The 20700-nt window shown below is 71.0% G+C and carries 16 protein-coding genes and 1 pseudogene; 8 read left to right on the forward strand and 9 right to left on the reverse strand.

All coding sequences use genetic code 11. The features are described 5' to 3' along the window. Positions 1 to 43: 43 nt before the first annotated feature. The 3 genes from ACFVXE_RS36505 to ACFVXE_RS36515 form a co-directional block, all read right to left on the reverse strand. Positions 44 to 910: a MaoC/PaaZ C-terminal domain-containing protein gene (locus tag ACFVXE_RS36505; RefSeq protein WP_389677811.1), complete on the reverse strand. Its 867-nt coding sequence runs from the start codon at positions 908 to 910 to the stop codon at positions 44 to 46. 1 nt (position 911) lies between these two features. Beyond that, on the reverse strand, positions 912 to 1835 hold the full coding sequence (locus tag ACFVXE_RS36510) for an SDR family oxidoreductase (RefSeq protein ID WP_389677813.1): 924 nt from the start codon (positions 1833 to 1835) through the stop codon (positions 912 to 914). Positions 1836 to 1995: 160 nt separating this feature from the next. Beyond that, the gene (locus ACFVXE_RS36515; protein ID WP_389677815.1) at positions 1996 to 3846 is read right to left on the reverse strand and encodes an APC family permease; all 1851 of its coding nucleotides are present in this window, start codon (positions 3844 to 3846) and stop codon (positions 1996 to 1998) included. Positions 3847 to 4096: 250 nt separating this feature from the next. Between ACFVXE_RS36515 and ACFVXE_RS36520 the strand changes: the two genes are divergently transcribed. Next, entirely contained in the window at positions 4097 to 4687 is a 591-nt protein-coding gene (locus ACFVXE_RS36520) for a hypothetical protein (RefSeq protein ID WP_389677817.1), read from the forward strand. A gap of 126 nt (positions 4688 to 4813) precedes the next feature. After that, positions 4814 to 5518, forward strand: coding sequence for a signal peptidase I (lepB, locus tag ACFVXE_RS36525; protein WP_389677819.1), 705 nt, complete (start codon positions 4814 to 4816; stop codon positions 5516 to 5518). 85 nt (positions 5519 to 5603) lie between these two features. Here the strand turns inward: lepB and ACFVXE_RS36530 are convergent, their stop codons facing one another. The 3 genes from ACFVXE_RS36530 to ACFVXE_RS36540 are packed head-to-tail and all read right to left on the reverse strand — an operon-like array spanning position 5604 to position 8207. Next, entirely contained in the window at positions 5604 to 6617 is a 1014-nt protein-coding gene (locus tag ACFVXE_RS36530; RefSeq protein WP_389677820.1) for an NAD(P)/FAD-dependent oxidoreductase, read from the reverse strand. After that, positions 6614 to 7135, reverse strand: a complete 522-nt coding sequence (locus ACFVXE_RS36535; protein ID WP_389677822.1) for an isoprenylcysteine carboxyl methyltransferase family protein — start codon at positions 7133 to 7135, stop codon at positions 6614 to 6616. Before ACFVXE_RS36535 ends, ACFVXE_RS36530 begins: the two co-directional genes overlap by 4 nt. A gap of 7 nt (positions 7136 to 7142) precedes the next feature. After that, a complete protein-coding gene (locus ACFVXE_RS36540) occupies positions 7143 to 8207 on the reverse strand; it encodes a type III polyketide synthase (protein WP_389677824.1) in 1065 nt (354 codons plus the stop codon). A gap of 42 nt (positions 8208 to 8249) precedes the next feature. Here ACFVXE_RS36540 and ACFVXE_RS36545 point away from each other — a divergent pair, with 42 nt between their 5' ends. Further along, complete coding sequence (locus ACFVXE_RS36545) at positions 8250 to 9155, forward strand: UbiA family prenyltransferase (protein ID WP_389677825.1); 906 nt, start codon at positions 8250 to 8252, stop codon at positions 9153 to 9155. 80 nt (positions 9156 to 9235) lie between these two features. Further along, the gene (locus ACFVXE_RS36550) at positions 9236 to 9631 is read left to right on the forward strand and encodes a nitroreductase family deazaflavin-dependent oxidoreductase (RefSeq protein ID WP_389677827.1); all 396 of its coding nucleotides are present in this window, start codon (positions 9236 to 9238) and stop codon (positions 9629 to 9631) included. Positions 9632 to 9650: 19 nt separating this feature from the next. Here the strand turns inward: ACFVXE_RS36550 and ACFVXE_RS36555 are convergent, their stop codons facing one another. Next, the gene (locus ACFVXE_RS36555) at positions 9651 to 10643 is read right to left on the reverse strand and encodes an aldo/keto reductase (protein WP_389677829.1); all 993 of its coding nucleotides are present in this window, start codon (positions 10641 to 10643) and stop codon (positions 9651 to 9653) included. 295 nt (positions 10644 to 10938) lie between these two features. Between ACFVXE_RS36555 and ACFVXE_RS36560 the strand changes: the two genes are divergently transcribed. Beyond that, positions 10939 to 11862 carry a metallophosphoesterase family protein gene (locus tag ACFVXE_RS36560; RefSeq protein WP_389677837.1) on the forward strand — a complete coding sequence of 308 codons (924 nt, stop codon included), beginning with the start codon at positions 10939 to 10941 and terminating at the stop codon, positions 11860 to 11862. A 330-nt stretch (positions 11863 to 12192) separates the two neighbouring features. Continuing rightward, positions 12193 to 14376 (forward strand): discoidin domain-containing protein, encoded by a 2184-nt coding sequence (locus tag ACFVXE_RS36565; RefSeq protein ID WP_389677831.1) that lies wholly within the window; start codon positions 12193 to 12195, stop codon positions 14374 to 14376. 99 nt (positions 14377 to 14475) lie between these two features. Here the strand turns inward: ACFVXE_RS36565 and ACFVXE_RS36570 are convergent, their stop codons facing one another. Beyond that, the gene (locus ACFVXE_RS36570) at positions 14476 to 17019 is read right to left on the reverse strand and encodes a DUF4118 domain-containing protein (RefSeq protein WP_389677832.1); all 2544 of its coding nucleotides are present in this window, start codon (positions 17017 to 17019) and stop codon (positions 14476 to 14478) included. An 86-nt stretch (positions 17020 to 17105) separates the two neighbouring features. After that, positions 17106 to 17258: pseudogene (locus ACFVXE_RS36575) on the reverse strand (helix-turn-helix domain-containing protein); the annotation flags it as partial. A 414-nt stretch (positions 17259 to 17672) separates the two neighbouring features. Here ACFVXE_RS36575 and ACFVXE_RS36580 point away from each other — a divergent pair. Both ACFVXE_RS36580 and ACFVXE_RS36585 read left to right on the forward strand, forming a co-directional pair. Further along, positions 17673 to 19661, forward strand: a complete 1989-nt coding sequence (locus ACFVXE_RS36580) for an amino acid transporter (protein WP_389677834.1) — start codon at positions 17673 to 17675, stop codon at positions 19659 to 19661. A gap of 327 nt (positions 19662 to 19988) precedes the next feature. Next, entirely contained in the window at positions 19989 to 20456 is a 468-nt protein-coding gene (locus ACFVXE_RS36585) for a DUF5709 domain-containing protein (RefSeq protein WP_389677835.1), read from the forward strand. The last annotated feature ends 244 nt before the right edge of the window (positions 20457 to 20700 follow it).

Here is a 20700-nt window from a genome sequence, read left to right on the forward strand (position 1 = left end):
GACGGCGGCCGGTGTCGTCGCCCCGGCGCGAGCGGTGCGGACGTCAGGCTCCCGGACCACCTGCCCCGCGAACAGTGACCCGCCCACGATCGATCACGACGGTCCCGTCGGCCCTGGTGGTGCGGAACTGCGCGGTGTCGCCGTCCCTCCAGATGGACACGGTCAGCGGCTCGCCGGGGCGGACCGGCTTGCTGAACCGGCCCGACATGGAGACGAACCGGGACGGTTCCGACTCCGCCAACGTGTGCAGCAGGGCGCGTCCGGTCACCCCGTAGGTGCACAGGCCGTGCAGGATCGGACGTTCGAACCCGGCCTTCGCGGCGAAGGCGGGATCGGAGTGCAGTGGATTGCGGTCGCCGGAGAGCCGGTACAGCAGGGCCTGTTCCGGCCGGGTGGGGCAGGTGATCCGATGGTCCGGCGCACGGCCGGGTTCCGGCCAGCTGTCACGCGGCCCCCGGTCCCCGCCGAAGCCCCCCTCCCCCCGGATGAAGACGGCGCTGCGCGAGGTGACCACCGGATCACCCGAACCTGGATCCACAGCCACCGCTTCGCTGGTCACCAGCGCACCTGAGCCCTTGTCGTACATCCCGGTGACCTTCGAGGTGACGCGTACGGTCCCGGCGGGCCGAAGGGGCCGGTGCAGCTCGAAGGACTGCTCCGCGTGCACGAGCATCGCCGGGTCGAACACGCCGATGCTCCGGCCCCGCGCCCCCTGCGCCGCCAGCACGGCGAACGTCGGCAGCACCTGCTGGCCGATGCCGTGCGAATTCTCCGTGGTGAAGGCCAGTTCCCGCAGCGGGTCGTCCAGCCCCGCGCCGACCCCGACCGCGTAGAGCAGCGTGTCCTTGGAGGTCCAGGAGCGCTCGACCGGTGGGGACTCGATGCCGATCACACTGTGGTCGAGGGGCACGTCAGCGGTCCTCCCCCGGCGCCCGGCCGTTCTGCGACGCGTTCGGACGGGCCTTGTCGACCAACGCCGGAATCACCCGGTCCAGTTGTGCCTGCTCCCAGCGCGACTCGTTGTCGGCGGCCGGGCCCGCGTGCCAGCCCTCCGCGACGCTGATCAGTCCGCCGCGCACGTTGAACACCCGACCGGTGATACCCCGTGCCGCGGGTCCGGCCAGCCAGACGACCAGCGGAGCTATGTTCTCCGGGGCCGACGGATCGAACGTGCCGGGCTCCGCCACCGCACGGTCGGGCCGCAGCCCCTCGGTCATACGGGTGAGCGCCGCCGGTGCCACGGCGTTCACCGCGACGCCGTAGCGCTCCAGTTCCTGGGAGGCGATCACGGTCAGTCCTGCGATCCCCGCCTTGGCCGCTCCGTAGTTGGCCTGCCCCGGGTTTCCGTAGATGCCGGACGAGGATGTCGTGTTGATCACCCGCGCGTCGACCTGCACGCCGGCTTTCGCCTGCGACCGCCAGTACGCCGCCGCATGTCGCAGCGGACCGAACGTGCCGCGCAGGTGCACTCTGATCACCGCGTCCCATTCCTCGGCGGTCATGTTCACCAGCATCCTGTCGCGCAGGATGCCGGCGTTGTTCACCAGCACATGCAGGTCGCCGAAGTGGCTGAGCGCCGACTCCACCAGCCTGCGAGCGCCTTCGAAGTCGGACACGTCGTCGCCGTTGGCAACGGCCTCACCGCCCGCATCGCGGATCTGCGTCACGACCTCGCCCGCGGGTCCGGACGAGGACCCCGTTCCGTCCACCTCCGCACCCAGATCGTTGACCACCACTTTCGCGCCCTGCCGCGCAAACTCCAGCGCGTGCTCACGGCCGATCCCGCGAGCCGCCCCCGTGACGACCACGACCCGGCCCTCCACGACGCCACCCATACGCCTCTCCCGTCCGCAACTCCGCCCCGGCCCAGCGCTTCCGCGAGCCGGCCAGTGTTAGAATCACTTTCTAAAAAGCGTCTCGGTACGGTAGCTGTATGTCAACCCTCGTGCAGGCGACGGAACTTCGGACCTACGGACACCGGCGACGGTGAGCGGCTCAGTCCAGCCGGAACCTGAGCCGGCAGATCACCGCGGAGGTGTCCCGCCGCACCGCGTGCGCGACGACCGCTCCGCGCTGGTTCTGCAGGGCCCGCTGCCACAGACGGGCGGGCTCGACCTCGGGGATCAGCACAGTGATCCTGGTGCCGGGTTCGACGGCGGCCAGTTCCCTCACGTACGCGGCGATCGGACGTCCCAGCGCACGGCGGTCCGAGGTCACTCGCACGAGGGGTACACCCGGGTTCCACAACGCCCAGTCGCGCTCCAGTGCCTCCGTCCGGTCGCGGTCCTCGGGGTCCGAGTGGCAGACCGTCACCGCCCGGACCTCGTCGCCCAGCGAGACCGCCGCGGTCAGCGCCTCACTGGTCAGACGGGTCAGCGAGGAGACCGGGACGACGACCATCGACCGGTCGCGGTGCGGTGGTTCGGGGATCCTGCCCACTCCGAGACGCTCGCCGATCCGCCTGTAGGCACGGTGCACGCACTCGAAGGTGGCGACCAGCAGAGGGAGCGCGACCACGACGAGCCAGGCGCCGTCGTGGAATTTGGTCGCCGTGACCACAACGGCGGACACTCCGGTGAGCAGGGCGCCGAAGCCGTTGAGGAGGGCCTTGGCGGCCCAGCGCCCACCGCGTGTCCGACGCCAGTGCAGGACCATGCCCGCCTGCGCGACGGTGAAGCCGACGAAGACGCCGATCGCGAACAGCGGCACCAGGGTGTTGGTGTCGCCCCCGGAGAGCACGAGAAGGGCGGCGGACACACCGGCAAGGGTCAGCACACCGTGCCGGTGGACCTGTCGGTCCGCCTTCAGTCCGAAGACGTGCGGGAGGTAGTTGTCCCGCGCCAGCAGCTTCAACAGCACCGGGAGTCCGCCGAACGAGGTGTTGGCGGAGAGCGCCAGCAGCGTCATCGTCGCGAACTGAATGACGTAGAAGGCCCAGTTGTGGCCGACGGAGGCGTCCGCGAGCTGGGCGAGTACGGTGACGCCCTCCACCGGCTGCAGTCCGAAGCGGGAGATCAGGACGGACAGGCCGATCAGCATCACGCCGAGCAGTGCACCCAGAGCGATCTCCGCGCGCTGCGCGCGGCGGGCGGCCGGGGCACGGAAGGACGGGACGGCGTTCGCGATGGCCTCGACGCCGGTCAGTGCCGAGCAGCCCGATGCGAACGCCTTGAGCAGAAGCAGCGCGCCGACGGTGGTGGCGTTGCCGGCGAGTACGGAGTCGTGACCGGCGGCGGCCGCCGTGGAGAGCGGGGCTTCGCGGAACAGCCCGACCGCGATCAGCACCAGGATCGATCCGACGAAGACGACGGTCGGCACGACGAAGGCGCGCGCGGAATCCACGATCCCGCGCAGATTCACCGCGGTGATCAGGGCAAGGACCAGAAGGCACAGCCACACCCGGTCGCCGTAGATCTCCGGGAAGGCGGAGGTGAGCGCCGCGACGCCTGCGGTCACCGCGACGGCGACGTTCAGCACGTAGTCCAGGACCAGCGAGGCGGCCGCGACCAGGCCGGTGCGGGCACCCAGATACGTCTTGGCGACCGCATAGCTGCCACCGCCGTCGGGGAAGGCGGCGATCACCTGACGGTACGAAGCGACCAGTACCGCCAGCAGCGCGGCGATCGCCGCGGTGACCGGGAGGGTGAAGCCGAGCCCGTGTGCCCCGGCGGCGGCGAGGACCAGGACGATGGCCTCGGGGCCGTACGCCACCGAGGCCATCGCGTCGAGCGAGAGCGCGGCAAGTCCGGTGACGGCGGTGAGCTTGTGCTTCGCTCCGCTGTCGGGAGGCTGCTCGGCGCCGGACCGCGTGCCACTCGGTGCGGCCCCGGTGGTCGGAGCGGACATGGATCGGACTCCTTCTGCTCAGGTCCGCTCAGGCTGCCCCGCCCAGCAGGGGCCGTGCCCCGTCCTGTCGTCTTCTTGGCGTCGGCAGGCCCCCTCTTCACGCGTTCTTGACTCCGGCCGTCGCGAGGGGTCGGCCGTCCGCCGGAGGATACGGATCCGGCGTCAGGCATCCGTCAGGAGATATGGTTCCGGCGTCAGCGCTGCGTCAAGGGCGGCGACCGCGTGTCCCGCTCTCCATAGCCTCTGTGCCATGCAACGACGTGTGCCCGCAGTGCCCGACCCCCACGCCGCCGACGCGCCCCCGACCCGCCGTCCCGGCCGCGCCCCGCGCCCACCGGGCGGCATGACGGCATACGACCACAAGTGGGCCGGTGAGCTGCGCTTCGCGGGCGGTTGCTCCGGCACGCTGCTGGGCCTCCTGCTGGCGGTCGACGCGGTCGCCGGGCGGCTCACCTGGCTGCGTGTCCTGCTGTGGACGGCGGTCGCCGCGACGCTGTGTGTGGTGCTGCTGCCGCCGCGCGTCTGTGCGGGCCCCGGTTGGCTCGCCTCCCGCGGCCTGCTGCGCGGGACGACGGTACGCACCGACCGGCTGGTGTCCGTGCGCTGGTCCGACGGAGTCTCGCAACGCCTGCTGCTCCGTGACGCCGACGGCTGCCGGGTCGAGCTCGACCCCCGGGTGCTGATCGCCAACCCGGCGCTGTGGCACCGTCTGGATCAGGACGCCCGCACCTGTGTGGAGCGCGGAACCCTGCTCTGCGGGGCGACGGCGCTGCGCCGGCTCGGAGACCGTATCGACCGGCGAACGGCCCGGACCGTGTTCGAGGTGTCCGGTCTGGAGTAGGGGTGTGCCGGGCCCGCCGTCTCCACTTCCTCGTACCCGCCACGCTCCTGGCGACCGGGGTGATCTACCGTGTCGCTGCACCCGCACGGGTGAGGTGGTGATGTGGCTGTGAGGGGAGGCCGGCGGATGCGACGCACCGGACGTGGACTGTTCATCACGGGGATCGTGCTTGCCGGCCTGGGCATCGCGCTGATGACGGGAACGCTCTGGACCGTTCGCAGCGGTTACACGACGGTCACGCCCGGGGGCGTGTCCATGGAGCCGACCTACCCGACGGGCCATCGGGTACCGATCGAGAAGGCCCGTGGCGAGGCGCCCCGAAGGGGCGATGTGGTGCTGTTCAGGTCACCGGATCTCCTAGACGGGATGGCCGTGCTGAAGCGCGTCATCGGAATCGGCGGCGACCATGTGGTCTTCGACGCGAGCCGGTTGACCGTGAACGGGACGCCGCTCGATGAGCCCTACCTCAAGGGGGCCGAGGTGGACGGCGGGCACGGACCGTACGACGTGAAGGTTCCGGCCGGGCGGATGTTCCTGCTCGGCGACAACCGTGCGGACTCCAACGACTCGCGCTACTTCCCCGACGAGGAATCCGGGACCGTGCCCGTGACGGCCTTGCAGGGCCGGGCACTTGGCGATGCCACCGGACCGGCCGTGCTGGGAATCGGCGCACTGATCGGCGTGGTCCTCGCCCTCGCGGGTGTCGTCTGTGCGATCGTCGGCCGGCTGTCGCGGCGGCGCCGAGCGACAACGCCCTCACCCTTCGCCGCGTACCCGGGAGCGACGGGGCGCCCCGCACCCTCCGGACCGCCGCCCTTCCCACGCCCCTGACCCACCACGCCGGTTACGCACCGACCGGCCGGCGACCACCTGCGGTGATGGGGGTGTCCGGCCGCCGTGCCGGGACAGCGGCCGGTCACGCCAACTGGTTGACCAGGGCGGTGAAGGCCGCGGGCAGGCGGGTCGCGGCCGGGACGACGCGGCTTGCCAGTCGCGGATGGTGCCGGGCCCAGAGCAGCGACTCGGTGAGCAGGCGGTGGCGCCGGGAGACCTGGCGCCATGCCCGCTCGTACGCCTGCGGGCGGCCGTCGCGGATGCAGCGCACCAGTTGCGCCGCACCGGCGAGCGCCAGGGAGACCCCCTCACCCGTGAGCGCGTCGATGTATCCGGCGGCGTCGCCGACCAGCAGCACCCGGCCGGCCACCCGGGAGCCGACCCGCTGCCGCAGCGGTCCGGCGCCGCGCACAGGAGTGGCGGCGCCGGAGGAGAGACGGCGCGCGAGGAGGGGAAAGCGTGCCAGGTGGCTGTCGAACGGGCCGCGCTCCTCGGTCAGGACGGCGACGCCGACCAGGAGCGGGCCGAGCGGGGTGACGTACGCCTCGGCCCGTGGTGACCAGTACACCTCGACGCATTCCGTCCAGGGCTCGATCGCGTAGTGGCGGCGCTGTCCGTATCTGGGGGGCCGCGGGTCGGTCCGGCCGAGGCCGAGTTGGCGCCGGATCGGTGAGTGCAGTCCGTCGGCGGCGGCCAGGTAGCGGGCGGTGACCCCTGCCGCGCAGACGCTGTCCGCGCCCTGCCGGACGCTGCCCGCCCGTGCCGGAATCATCCGCACACCGAGCTCCGCCGCGCGGCGTGCCAGGGCGGCATGCAGTTCGGTGCGGCGGACACCCCGGCCGGGGGCGGGAGCGAAGAGGGCTTCGGCACGGTGCTGTCCGTCGAGGTAGCGGATCCCGCGCAGCGGGTGCCCGTCGACGGTGACGCCGAGTTCGGCCAGGGCGTGCACGGCGCCCGGCATGAGCCCCTCGCCGCAGGCCTTGTCGATCGGGGTGGGGCGCGGTTCGGCGACGACGGTGTCGAGCCCGGCCCGGGCGGCATGGATCGCCGTGGCGAGTCCGGCGGGGCCGCCCCCGACGACCAGCAGGTCGATCACGACGCCGCCGGAGCGGTGCCGGCCAGGGCGGTGTTCTCACACCGCAGGCGGGTCGCGAGGAGCGGCAGGTTGAGCAGGGTGAAGCCGGTCGCGGTGAGCCAGTTGGTGTGGACGAGCGGCAGCGCGAACCCTTCGACGATCACCGCGGCGTAGTTGGGGTGGCTCAGCCACCGGTACGGTCCGGCCGTGACGAGGGGCAGGTCCGGCACCACGATCACGCGGGTGTTCCAGCGGGGCCCGAGAGTGGTGATGCACCACCAGCGAAGCGCCTGGGCGCCCAGGACCAGCACGAGCATCGGTACGCCGAGTGCGGGCAGGAAGGGGCGGCCGCCCGCCCAGGTCTCCGCCAGGCAGCCGGCCAGCAGCGCGGTGTGGAGGACGACCATGACGGGGTAGTGGCCGCGCCCGTACTCCCGGCCGGCGTGGCGCCGGCTCCAGACGGCGTTGCGCCGGGCGGTGACGAGTTCGGCCAGCCGTTCGACGGCGACCAGGAGGATGAGGACGGTGTACAGGATCACGGCGCGGCTACCAGCGGAGAAGGACGAGTTCGGTGCAGAAGCCCGGCCCCATGGCGAGGAGGAGTCCGGGTGTTCCGGGCGGTGGCGGGTGCGGCGTCAGGGTGTCCCTGAGGACATGCAGGACGGACGCGGACGAGAGGTTGCCGACCTCGGCCAGTGAACGCCAGGTCGGTTCCAGTGCGCGGGCGGGCAGCCCGAGTGTCTCGCGTACGGCTTCCAGGACCTGCGGGCCGCCGGGGTGGACGACCCAGGCCGCCACGTCCCGGATCTTGAGGTCGTGGTCGGAGAGGAAGGAACGCACCTCGTCACCGAGCGTCCCGCGCACCAGGTTCGGGAGGTCGGCGCCCAGCACGATACGGAAGCCCTCGTCACCGATGTCCCAGCCCAGCGTGCGTTCGGTACCGGGGTGCAGGGCGCTGCGGGTCGCGACGACCGTCGGGCCGGACCGCTCCTGACGGTGCGGATGGTCCCGGCCGACCGCGAGGACCGCGGCGGCGCCGTCGCCGAACAGCGCGCCCGCCACCAGGTTGGGTACGGACGCGTCGGAGCGTTGCAGGGTCAGCGAACAGAGTTCGACCGAGAGCAGCAACGCGACTTGGCCGGGGTGGCCGTCGAGGTAGTCGTGGACCCTGGCGAGTCCGGCGGCCCCGGCCACACAGCCGAGCCCGAAGATCGGCACGCGTTTCACATCGCGCCGCAGCCCGATCCGCCCGGCGAGCCGCGCCTCGATCGACGGCGCGGCGATGCCGGTCACCGAGGTGGAGATGACCAGGTCGATGTCGCCGGGCAGAAGACCGGACCGGTCCAGGGCGCCACGGACGGCTTCTTCCCCGAGCCGGAGGGCGGCTTCGATGAACGCGTCGTTGGCCTCGCCGAACCCGTTCAGGGTGGCGTACCGCTCCAGAGGCAGGGCCAGATGGCGACCGCGTACGGTCGCTGTCCTGTGCAGCCGCTCCAGCAGACCCCGGTCCGCACCTGGTGGCAGACACATGTCGGCGAAGGCGTGGGTGATCTCGGACTGCTCGTACCGATGCGGCGGGAGCACCCCATGGATCGCGACAATTCGCGTCATTTCGTCACCATAGATGTGGACGACGTGTTTTGATCGAACGTCATGAATGAGACTCTCCGGCCGTCCCCCGTCTCGCCGTCCCCGCAGGCGACCGCGGTGCCCGGGCGCCGTCACCGGCCCGGCCGCGCCGTCCTGGCCCTGCTCCTGTCGTCCCACCCCGCCCCCGCGCTGGCGGTGTCCGCCCTGATCACCGTGCTGGCTGTGGCGGCGGGGCGCGGCACGCCCGGCAGTTGCCTGGTGGCCCTGGCCGTCCTCACCGGCCAGCTCTCCGTCGGCTGGAGCAACGACTGCATCGACATCGCGCGGGACCGGGCGGCGGAGCGGCGCGACAAACCGCTGGTGGCCGGCACCGTACGGGTCCGTACCGTGGCGGTGGCGGCCTGCTCCGCTCTGGCGCTGTGCGTTCCGCTGTCCCTGGCGAACGGCCCCGCCGCGGGCGCCGCCCATCTGGCCGGGGTCGCCGCCGCCTGGTCGTACAACCTCGGCGTCAAACGAACACCGCTCTCCTGGCTGCCCTACGCGCTCGCCTTCGGCCTGCTCCCCGCCTTCGTCACGCTCGCGCTGCCGGGCCGGCCCTGGCCCACCACCACCCTGGTAGCCGCGGGGGCGCTCCTCGGCGTGGGCGCGCACTTCACCAACGTCCTCCCCGACATCGAGGCCGATCTGGCCGCGGGCGTCCGCGGTCTGCCCCAGCGGCTGGGCCGGCGCCGCACCCGTACCGTCGCGGCACTCACGCTGCTCGCCGCGTCGGCCGTCCTGGTCCTCGGGCCGCCCGGGCCGCCCGACGCCACGGGCTGGACCGGTCTCGCCGTGACCGGGGCGCTGGCGGTGGCCGTCTGCCTTCCGCTGCGTTCCGCGTCCGACAGCCGCCTGCCGTTCCTGGCCACGCTCGCGCTGGCCGGGACCGATATCGTGCTGCTGCTCCTGAGCGGCGTATCGCTTGGCTGATCGCCCCTCTCCCGCACATCGCGGCCCCGGCCGGCCTGCCGGGGCCGGCGAGGCCACCGGCAACGACAGGAGAGCCACCCGTGTCGCGCTACCACGAGATCAAGTTCCGGGTCGTCACATCGTTCCAGCGGCGGATCGGCAATCCACTGATCCGCCGGCTGCCGAACCAGACGCTGCTGGAGACCACGGGGCGCAGCTCGGGACTGCCCCGCCGGACCCCGGTCGGCGGACGCCGCACCGGCCATGAGTTCTGGCTGGTCTCGGAATACGGCGAGAAGTCGCAGTACGTACGCAACATCCAGGCACACTCGCGGGTCCGGGTCCGGATCGGTGGGCGCTGGCACACCGGAACCGCACATCTGGTGCCGGAGGACGACCCGCGCGCCCGGCTCAGGACGCTGCCGCGCCTCAACAGCGCGGCGGTCCGGGCGGTCGGCACGGACCTGCTGAGCGTGCGGGTCGATCTGAGCGACTGACGGCGCGCGGCGCCTCCGCCTACCAGCGGCCGTGGACCCCGGCCCGGATCCGGCGGTCGTAGAGCTCCCGTACCGCGTCGAGTGTGCTCTGCGGCAGAGCCGGGAGCGATGCGGCCGCGGCGTTGGCCCGGGCCTGCTCGACCGAACGCGCGCCGGGGATGACGCTGGTGACACCGGGCTGCTGGATGATCCAGCGCAGCGCGGTCTGAGCGGCGGTCGCCCCCTCCGGCGCGAGCCCGGCGAACTCGGCGGCCGCGGCCACCCCGGTCCCGTAGTCGATTCCGGAGAAGGTCTCGCCCTGGTCGAACGCCTCACCGTGGCGGTTGTACGTGCGGTGGTCCTCCGGGGCGAAGACGGTGTCCTCGGTGTATTTCCCGGAGAGCAGTCCGGAGGCGAGCGGGACCCTGGCGATGATGCCCACACCCGCCGCCCGAGCGGCCGGGAGGACGTCGTCCAGCGGCTTGAGACGGAACGGATTGAGGATGATCTGGACACTCGCGACACCGGGCCGGGCGATGGCGGTGAGTGCCTCGGCACACGTCTCGACGCTCACCGCGTAGGCGGCGATCCGCTTCTCGGCGACGAGGGTGTCGAGCGCGTCGTAGACCTCGTCCGAGGAGTAGACGGCGGTGGGCGGGCAGTGCAGTTGCACGAGGTCGAGGGTGTCGACGCCGAGGTTGGCCCGAGAACGGTCGTTCCAGCTCCGGAAGTTGTCGAGGACGTAGTTCTCCGGGAGCTGCTCCGCGCGCCGGCCCATCTTCGTCGCGACGAACACACCGGCGTCCGGGCGGTTCTTCAGATAGCGGCCGATGAGCTGTTCGCTGCGGCCGTCCCCGTACACATCCGCCGTGTCGAAGAAGGTGACGCCCGATTCGACCGCGGCGTCCAGGACGCCGAACGCGTCGTCCTCCCGCACCTCGCCCCAGTCGCCGCCGAGCTGCCAGGTGCCCTGTCCGACCACGGATACGTCCTGGCCGGTCCTGCCGAGTGTGCGCTGTTCCATGGGGATCATGCTACGTCGGTACGTGCGGGAGGCCCCCGACGGACCGGGCCGGGGGGACGGGCCGCCCCTGGTCCCCGCGTTCTGCCGGGGCCTTCGGAGCGGTCACCGAGCCCGGCGGCGCGCCACTGCCCCCTGCCGCGTGCCGCCGTTCCGCGGCGCAGCCGACGACGCCCGGCGCCGGGGCGTCTCGAAGTTTGCCGGGCCAGATGGTTCGATCGGAGCCGGGGAGGCCGGACCGGTCTGCCGGGAGCACGGCGTCACACCCGCCCGAACGGGTCCCCGGTCTCCAGGTCCCTCACCGGAACTGCCCGGAGAGGCCGGGCACGGTGCCCACGGAACGAGGAGTTCTGCCCTGAACGGACAACTGCTGGCGGTCAGCGACCTCCACGTCGCCTACGCCGAAAACCGCGACATCGTGTCGTCCCTGCGTCCCGGCTCCGACGACGACTGGCTCATCGTCGCAGGCGATGTGGCGGAGAAGGCCGCCGACATCGAACAAGCGCTGAAACTGCTCAGCGAGCGCTTCGCGAAGGTCGTCTGGGTCCCCGGGAACCATGAGCTGTGGACCCACCCGCGCGATCCCCTGGAGCTGCGGGGCGAGGCGCGCTACCTCCATCTGGTCGAGCTCTGCCGCAATCTGGGTGTTCTCACCCCGGAGGACCCCTATCCGGTGTGGGAGGACGAGTACGGTCCGGTGACCGTCGCGCCGCTCTTCCTGCTGTACGACTACACGTTCCGCGCCCCCGGAACGACCACCAAGGACGAATCCCTCGCCTACGCCCACGGGACCGGGGTCGTCTGCACCGACGAGCGCTTCCTGCACCCCGACCCGTATCCGACGCGGGACGACTGGTGCCGTGCGCGGGTACGGCAGACCGCACTACGGCTGGCCGCCGTCCCGGACGACCACCGCACGGTCCTGGTCAATCACTATCCGCTGGTGCGGGAACCGACCGATGTACTGCGCCACCCCGAGTTCGCGCAGTGGTGCGGGACCGAGCTCACGAGGGACTGGCACCGCCGCTTCCGCGCCGCGGCCGTGGTCTACGGGCATCTGCACATCCCGCGGGTGACCCACTACGACGGGGTACGATTCGAGGAGGTGTCGATCGGCTACCCACGCGAGTGGCGGGCCCGCCCGCCGCGCAACCCGCTGCGGACGGTGCAGTTGTCGCCGCCCTCACCGTCGCGGCCGATCACGCCCGAGCCGCTCCCGGACAGCACCTGACGGAGCGTCGGCAGTGGTGCGGGCCGCCCGGAACGGCCATCGACTCACGGCCGGGCGGCCGCACCCGCGTCGCCCCGCACCACGGCGCGGCCGGCGCCCACCGTTACCGACGGGCCGTCAACTCAGCCCGCCCCCTGTGGTCGCACGGCCATCAACTGGGCAACCAGCCCACATCAATCGTTCAACTCTTGTTCCCAACAGGCCCCGCTGCGGCTCCCGTTGCACATCTATTGACGTGTCCGTAACAAGGGAGAAGTATCTCCCGCAGCCGGAGAGCGCTCTCCGACTGCGCGTCGTGCACCCGTACCACGACTCAGGAGACACACCTCTATGTACGCACCCCCCGCACACCCCAGACCTGCCCGCTCTGCGGGCCGACGGCGTACCGGCGTGCTCGCCGCCGTCGCCGGTCTCGTCGTCTCACTGCTGGCGATCGTCCCCGCGACGCCCGCGAGTGCGGCGCCCTCGCTGCTCTCCCAGGGCAGGACCGTGACCGTCTCCAGTGAGGAGAACGCAGGCACCCCCGCCGCTTCCGCCGTGGACGGGGACAACGGCACCCGGTGGTCGAGCGCCGCCGCCGACCCCCAGTGGATAAAGGTCGACCTCGGCACCTCCGCCTCGGTCAGCCAGATCGTGCTGACGTGGGAGGTCGCCTACGCCAAGGGCTACCGCATCGAGTTCTCCACCGACGACAACACGTGGAGCACCGCCTACTCCACCACCACCGGCCCCGGCGGCACGGAGACCCTGAACGTCTCCGGCACCGCCCGCTACGTCCGGCTGACCGGCACCACCCGTGCCACCCAGTACGGCTATTCGCTCTGGGAGTTCCAGGTGTTCGGCACCACCGGTGACACCGGCGGCCAGCAGATCCCCGGCGGCGGCGACCTCGGTCCCAATGTGCTGGTCTTCGACCCGTCGACACCCGGCATCCAGGCCAAGGTCGACGACATCTTCAAGCAGCAGGAGTCGGCGCAGTTCGGTAACGGTCGCTATGCGCTGCTGTTCAAGCCGGGCACGTACAACAACATCAACGCCCAGCTCGGCTTCTACACCTCCATCGCAGGGCTCGGCCTGAAGCCGGACGACACCACCTTCAACGGTGACGTGACCGTCGACGCCGGCTGGTTCAACGGGAACGCCACGCAGAACTTCTGGCGTTCGGCGGAGAACCTGGCGCTCAACCCGGTGAGCGGTACGGACCGCTGGGCCGTTTCGCAGGCCGCACCGTTCCGGCGTATGCACGTCAAGGGCGGCCTCAACCTCGCACCTGACGGCTACGGATGGGCCAGCGGCGGCTACATCGCCGACAGCAAGATCGACGGCCAGGTCGGACCGTACTCGCAGCAGCAGTGGTACACCCGTGACAGCTCGGTCGGCAGCTGGGGCAACGGCGTCTGGAACATGACGTTCTCCGGCGTCGAGGGGGCACCCGCGCAGAGCTTCCCCGACCCTCCGTACACCACCCTGGACAACACGCCGGTCTCCCGCGAGAAGCCGTTCCTCTACCTGGACGGCAGTGAGTACAAAGTCTTCGTCCCGGCCAAGCGCACCAACGCGCGCGGCGTCTCGTGGAACGGCACGCCGCAGGGCGAGTCCATCCCGCTGAGCCAGTTCTACGTGGTCAAGCCCGGTGCCACCGCGGCGACCATCAACGCCGCGGTGCAGCAGGGGCTGCACCTGCTGTTCACGCCCGGTGTCTACCACGTGAACCAGACGATCAACATCGACCGCGCGAACACCGTCGTCCTCGGTCTCGGACTTGCCACGATCATCCCGGACAACGGTGTGACCGCGATCAAGGTCGGCGACGTGGACGGCGTGAAGCTCGCCGGTCTCCTGATCGACGCCGGTCCGCAGAACTCCTCGGTGCTGCTGCAGGTCGGCCCCGACGGCGCATCGGCCGACCACTCGGCGAACCCGACCACCGTTCAGGACGTGTTCGTCCGGATCGGCGGCGCGGGCGCCGGCAAGGCCACCACCAGCATGGTGATCAACAACAACGACACCATCGTCGACCACACCTGGATCTGGCGTGCCGACCACGGTGAGGGGGTCGGCTGGGAGACCAACCGGGCGGACTACGGGCTCCGGGTCAACGGGGACGACGTGCTGGCCACCGGCCTGTTCGTCGAGCACTTCAACAAGTACGACGTGCAGTGGTCCGGCGAGAACGGCAAGACGATCTTCTTCCAGAACGAGAAGTCGTACGACGCTCCGAACCAGGCCGCCGTGCAGAACGGCTCCGTCAAGGGGTACGCGGCCTACAAGGTCGACGACTCGGTCAACACCCATGAGGGCTGGGGCCTGGGCAGTTACTGCTACTACAACGTGGACCCGACGATCCGTCAGGACCACGGCTTCGAGGCCCCGGTGAAGTCCGGGGTGAAGTTCCACGATCTGCTGGTCGTGTCCCTGGGCGGCCAGGGACAGTACGAGCACGTGATCAACAGCACCGGGGCGGCTACGTCCGGCACCTCGACGGTTCCCTCCAACGTGGTGTCCTTCCCCTGACACGGGGCGAGGCGGAATGAATTGAGGAACGTGGGGCCCTGCAGCAGCCGCTGCCGGGCCCCACGGCGCGTGGACGCGCCGACGCACGTGCAGGCCGCGCTACGACGTCGCGGTGGCCGGCAGGTTCGGCTGCGCGCCCGCCCGGTCCGACGCCGTGCGCAGCGTCAGGACCATGGTGAGCCCGCCGCCAGGCGTGTCCTCAGCGGCCAGTGTGCCGCCCATGGCCTCGGTGAAGCCCCGGGCCACGGCGAGCCCGAGACCCACACCCGCGCCGCGCGGGGCGTCACCGTGCCGCTGGAAGGGTTCGAAGACGCGGTCCTTGGCCTCGTCGGGTATGCCCGGGCCGAGGTCCACGACCCGCAGTTCCACCCGGTCGGCCAGGGCGCTGGCCGACACCAGTACCGGTCTGCCGTCGGGGCTGTACTTGACGGCGTTCTCCACGACGTTGGCGACGGCCCTTTCCAGGAGCCCCTTGTCGACGGCCACCATCGGCAGATCCTCCGGGATGTCGAGCAGCGCGCTGCCCTCGGGTACGCCGCCGAGCGCCATCGGCACCACCTCGTCGAGGTCGATCTCACGGATCAGCGGGGTGACGGTGCCGGTCTGCAGCCGCGACATGTCGAGAAGGTTGCCGACCAGGTGGTCCAGACGGTCGGCGCCCGCTTCGATGCCCTGGAGGAATTCGGCCCGGTCCTGCTCGGACCATTCCACGTCGTCGGAGCGCAGGGAGGTGACGGATGCCTTGATGCCGGCGAGCGGAGTGCGCAGATCATGGCTGACGGCGGCGAGCAGGGCGGTACGGATGCGGTTGCCCTCGGCCATCCCGCGGGCCCGCTGGGCCTCGTCCTGAAGCCGCCGGCGGTCCAGGACGACGGCGGCCTGAGCTGCGAAGGCGGCGAGCACCCGGCGGTCCTCGGCGGGCAGCACCCGGCCCGACAGCGCGAGCGCCATGTCGTCGCCCACCGGCATGTCCGCGTCGGCGTCCTCGGGACGAATGGCCGGCCCCGGGCCGACACTGCCCGCACAGGTCCACGGGGCGGTCTCACCGGCCCGCTCCAGCAGCGCCACGGACTCCATGGCGAATGTCTCCCTGACCCGCTCCAGCAGGGCGTCCAGCGTCGTCTCACCCCGCAGAACGCTGCCCGCGAGGAAGGAGAGGATCTCGGACTCGGCGCGCAGCCGGGCCGCCTGATGGGTCCGGCGGGCCGCGAGATCCACTACGGAGGCGACCGATACGGCCACCGCCACAAAGATCACTATCGCCACGATGTTCTGCGGATCGGCGACGGTCAGCGTGTGAACGGGCGGCGTGAAGTACCAGTTGAGCAGGATGGAGCCGAAGACCGCGGACGCGAGGGCGGGGAGCAGCCCGCCGAGCAGTGCGGCACTGACCGTCAGCGACAGATACAGCAGCATGTCGTTGGCGAGGCCCATGCGGGGAGCGAGGCCGCCGAGGAGGACGGTGAGCAGTGCGGGTCCGGCGATGCCGGTCAGCCAGCCCCAGATGATCCGCGAGCGGCCGAGTCTGGTGCTCCTGGTGACCGGCAGCCCCCGGCCCCTGCCCACGGCGTCATGGGTGACCAGGTGAATGTCGATGTCGGGGCCGGAGTCCCGGGCGACCGTACCGCTGACCCCGGGGCCGAGAACGTACTGCCAGGGTCTGCGGCGGGAGACGCCCAGGACGATCTGGGTCGCGTTGACACCGCGGGCGAATGCCAGCAGCGCCGGAGGCACGTTCTCCCCGATGACATGGTGGAAGGTACCGCCCAGGTCCTCGACGAGGGTGCGCTGGACGGCGAGTTCCTTCGGGGACGCAGAGGTGAGCCCGTCACTGCGGGCGATGTAGACGGCGAGCACCTCGCCGCCCGCGCCCCGTTCCGCCAGCCGGGCGGCGCGTCGGATCAGGGTGCGGCCTTCCGGTCCGCCGGTGAGACCGACGACGATGCGTTCGCGCGATCCCCAGATTCTGGAGACCCGGTGCTCGGACCGGTACACCTGGAGGTATTCGTCGGCGCGGTCCGCGGTCCACAGCAGCGCGAGTTCCCGCAGGGCGGTGAGGTTGCCCGGGCGGAAGTAGTTGGAGAGTGCCGCGTCGACCTTGTCGGCCTGGTAGATGTTGCCGTGGGCCATCCGGCGGCGGAGTGCCTGGGGCGACATGTCGATGAGTTCGATCTGGTCGGCGTGCCGGACGAACTCGTCGGGCACCGTCTCGCGCTGCCGGACACCCGTGATCGACTCGACCACGTCGCTCAGTGACTCAAGGTGCTGGATGTTGACGTTCGAGACGACGTCGATGCCTGCCTGGAGAAGCTCCTCCACGTCCTGCCAGCGCTTGGCGTTGCGCGAGCCCGGGATGTTGGTGTGGGCGAGTTCGTCGACGAGGGCGACCGCGGGCCGTCGGGCGAGTACGGCATCGACGTCCATCTCGGTGAAGACGGCGCCCCGGTATTCCAGGTGCTTGCGCCCCAGCTGCTCCAGGCCGTGGAGCATCACCTCGGTGCGCGGCCTGCTGTGGTGTTCCACGAACGCGACCACGCAGTCCGTGCCGCGCTCGACCCGCCGGTGCCCCTCCGAGAGCATCGCGTAGGTCTTTCCCACGCCCGGAGCGGCGCCGAGGTAGATCCGGAGCTTCCCGCGTCCCATGTTTCCGCCCGATCTCCAGGGTTCGAAGCGGTGTCCCGTGCCCGGCTCCGCGATGAGACACCGCGGACGGGACGGGCCGGTTCGAGCCTTCGCCTCAATCGGGCCGTGTGGACCCGCAGATAGCCGGTTCTGTTGCTGCAGGTCAGTCCCCGGACCTCCTGGAGCGGCTGCCGCCGCGTGCTCAGCCGCCCGGGGGCTCTGACCACGAACTCCAGCAGGTGCCGCTCGGCCGGGGTCAGCCGTACGTCGCGGTGGACTTTCCCGGCGCCCGGGTCGGCGGTGAAACCACCGGGGGTGCTGACGGCCTCCGGCCGGCCGGGGTGCGCTGCGGTTCCGGTCCGCCGGCCGGCGCGTGCGTACTCCGGGCCGCGAGCCCTGCCATGGGAATCCTCCTCAGTGAGCCCGGGGTCGGGACATGGCCCCCGGTGCGGGGAGGCGGGCCGGGGCGGTCACGTCACGCTATCTCCGGTGGCCAGCGGCTCCGTCCCGCTTTGACGCGATACTGACGGCCATCCGGGTTGCACTGACGGGATACTGACGCGCCGCCGGTCCTCCGAACCGCCGGGCGCGGTCGCCCCCGGTCTCCGGGCGCATGAGGATGTGCTGGATACTCCCTCCTCGTCGTACGGCAGATCGACAGGAAGAACACCTACATGACCAGCACGCAAGGACCCGGCCCGGTCGGGCCCGGGCAAGGACACGCCACATCGCAGCGGCGGCACGGATGGCGGGCCTGGCTGCTGGAGGGACTGAGCGAGCAGACCGCCCGCCACCCGGGGCCGCACGGCACACCCGCCCCCGAGCACAAGGGGCACACCTGGTGGCGAGTCATGTGCCTCACCGGCGTGGACTACTTCTCCACGCTCGGCTACCAGCCGGGTATCGCCGCGCTCGCGGCCGGACTGCTCTCGCCGTTGGCCACCCTGGTCCTGATCGCCCTGACGTTGCTGGGCGCACTCCCGGTCTACCGCAGGGTGGCCAAGGAGAGTCCGCACGGCGAGGGCTCGATCGCCATGCTGGAGCGTCTGCTGCCCTGGTGGGCGGGGAAGCTCTTCGTGCTCGTGCTGCTCGGGTTCGCCGCCACCGACTTCATGATCACCATCACGCTCTCGGCCGCGGACGCCTCCGCGCACGTCGTGGAGAATCCGTTCGCCCCGCACTGGCTGCACGGCGAGAACGTCTGGATCACTCTCGTCCTGGTCGCGGCGCTGGCCACGGTCTTCCTCAAGGGTTTCCGTGAGGCGATCGGCATCGCGGTGATCCTCGTCGCGACATATCTGTCCCTCAATGTGGTCGTCCTGGCCACGTCCGCCTGGCAGGTCCTCTCCCACCCGGTGAAGGTCGGCGACTGGACGGACGCCATGACGCTGGAGCACTCCTCACCACTGGCCATGATCGGTGTGGCGCTGCTGGTGTTCCCGAAACTGGCACTGGGCATGTCCGGATTCGAGACCGGTGTCGCCGTGATGCCGCAGGTGCGCGGCGACGCGACGGACACCCATGAGAAGCCGGCCGGCCGCATCCGCGACACCCGCAAGCTGCTCACCACCGCCGCCGTGATCATGAGCTGCTTCCTGCTGCTGTCAAGTCTCGCGACCACGATCCTGATCCCGCAGGACGAGTTCAGGAGCGGCGGTTCGGCGAACGGACGCGCGCTGGCGTATCTCGCGCACGAGTATCTCGGTGAGGCGTTCGGCACCGTGTACGACGTGTCGACCATCGCCATCCTGTGGTTCGCCGGCGCCTCCGCGCTGGCCGGACTGCTCAACCTCGTACCGCGCTATCTGCCGCGTTACGGGATGGCGCCGGAGTGGACGCGGGCGGTGCGGCCCCTGGTCCTGGTGTTCATGGCGATCGCGGTGTCCATCACCGTCTGGTTCAACGCCGATGTCGACGATCAGAGCGGCGCCTACGCGACGGGCGTGCTGGTACTGATGCTCTCGGCCTCGTTCGCGTCGACGGTCGCCGTCCACCGACGCGGACACCGCTGGGCCGCTGCCGGCTTCGGTGCGATCACCGCCGTCTTCGGGTACACCCTCGTCACCAATGTCGTGGAACGGCCCGACGGCATCAAGATCGCTTCGCTTTTCATCATCGCCATCCTGCTGACGTCCTCCGCCTCCCGCATCCACCGCGCGTTCGAGCTGCGGGCCGCGGCCGTCACCTTCGACGAACAGGCGATCCGACTGATCGACGAGGCGGCGGCGGCCGGACCGCTGCGGATCATCGCCAACGAGCCGCAGGAGCACAGCACCGTCGCGTACCGGGCTAAGGAGTACAGCCAGCGCGAGCAGACACACATCCCCGACGGCCGTCCCGTGCTCTTCCTGGAGGTCTTCATCCAGGACTCCTCGGACTTCACCGCCTCGGTGGCCGTGCACGGCGACGAGAAGCACGGAGTGCGCAGGCTGCGCATGGAGAGCGCGGTGGTGCCCAACACCATCGCGGCCGTCCTGATGGAGTTGCGCAACCGCACCGGGCAGGTACCGCACGCCTACTTCAACTGGACCGAGGGCCACCCGGTCAGTCATCTGCTGCGCTTTCTCGTCTTCGGTGACGGCGAAGTCGCCCCGGTCACCCGCGAGGTCCTGCGCCGGGCGGAGCCGGACCCTGCGCAGCGGCCCCGCGTCCACGTCGGCTGACCTGACCCGGCGCGCCGCTGCCCGCCCGGTTCCGGGGCGAACGGTTCCGGGGCGAACGGTTCCGGGGCGAACGGTTCCGGGGCGAACGGTTCCGGGGCGGACGGTTCCGGGGCGGGTGGACGACCCCGTGATCAGCGCCGGAGGGACCGGATCGAGCGGTGGCCGGGCCGGGCCGCGGAATGCCCGGTGCAGGCCTTCGAGCAGGGCCGTGCGGGGCACCTGCACGCTTCCACTCGTCCCGACGGCCGACACCGCACATGATGAGAAGGAGGAGATGGCGCGAACAGAACGTCGTCCCGACGGTTCATTCCCGAGAGTGGAGGTGCCATGGACGGCAACGCCACCATGGGCGACGAGGTCTACCAGCCGGACGGCTCCGAGGTGCAGGACGACGCCGGTCTGCTCGACCCGGCGGACACGCTTGACGACCGGGCGGACGGGGACCCGCTCGACGCGGGCTATTCGCCGCCTGACCGGCCCTGGGCCGTGGAGCACCACGGTGTCACCGCGGCGGAGCGGCACCAGGGGGAGAGCCTTGACCAGCGCCTCAGCGAGGAGGAGCCGGACCTCTCCGTACCGGACGGGGACGCGATCGGTGACGTCTCCGACACCGACGGTGAAGCCCGTGACGAGGAGGTCGGTGACAGACGGGCCGGGCGGCTGGTCGCGCCCGACGAGGGGGCGCACGGGGACGAGGAGAAGGACATGATCGCCTTCGACATCGGCATCGACGGCGCGGCAGCCTCGGCCGAGGAGGCGGCGATGCACGTGGTCCCTGATCTGGACGACCGATAGGCACCGGCCGCACGCCCTGTCCCCCGGGGCGACCGGAGCCTGCCGTCACACCGGCGTCCGTCCGGCACCGCAGCCCCCACGCGCAGCCGCAGTCACCGTCCGCCGGAGTCACCACCACCTCCCGCATCGGATCCGCTCCGGTCCCATGCCTAATACTCCAGCCGGACTTCTCCATTACCGCTGGTCAACGGCTTGAGTGTGGGGATTGTAGCGGGGTGGGTTTGGCTGCGGGGCGGTCTTGGCA

The sequence above is a fragment of the Streptomyces sp. NPDC058231 genome (assembly GCF_042882275.1).
Classification (GTDB): domain Bacteria; phylum Actinomycetota; class Actinomycetes; order Streptomycetales; family Streptomycetaceae; genus Streptomyces.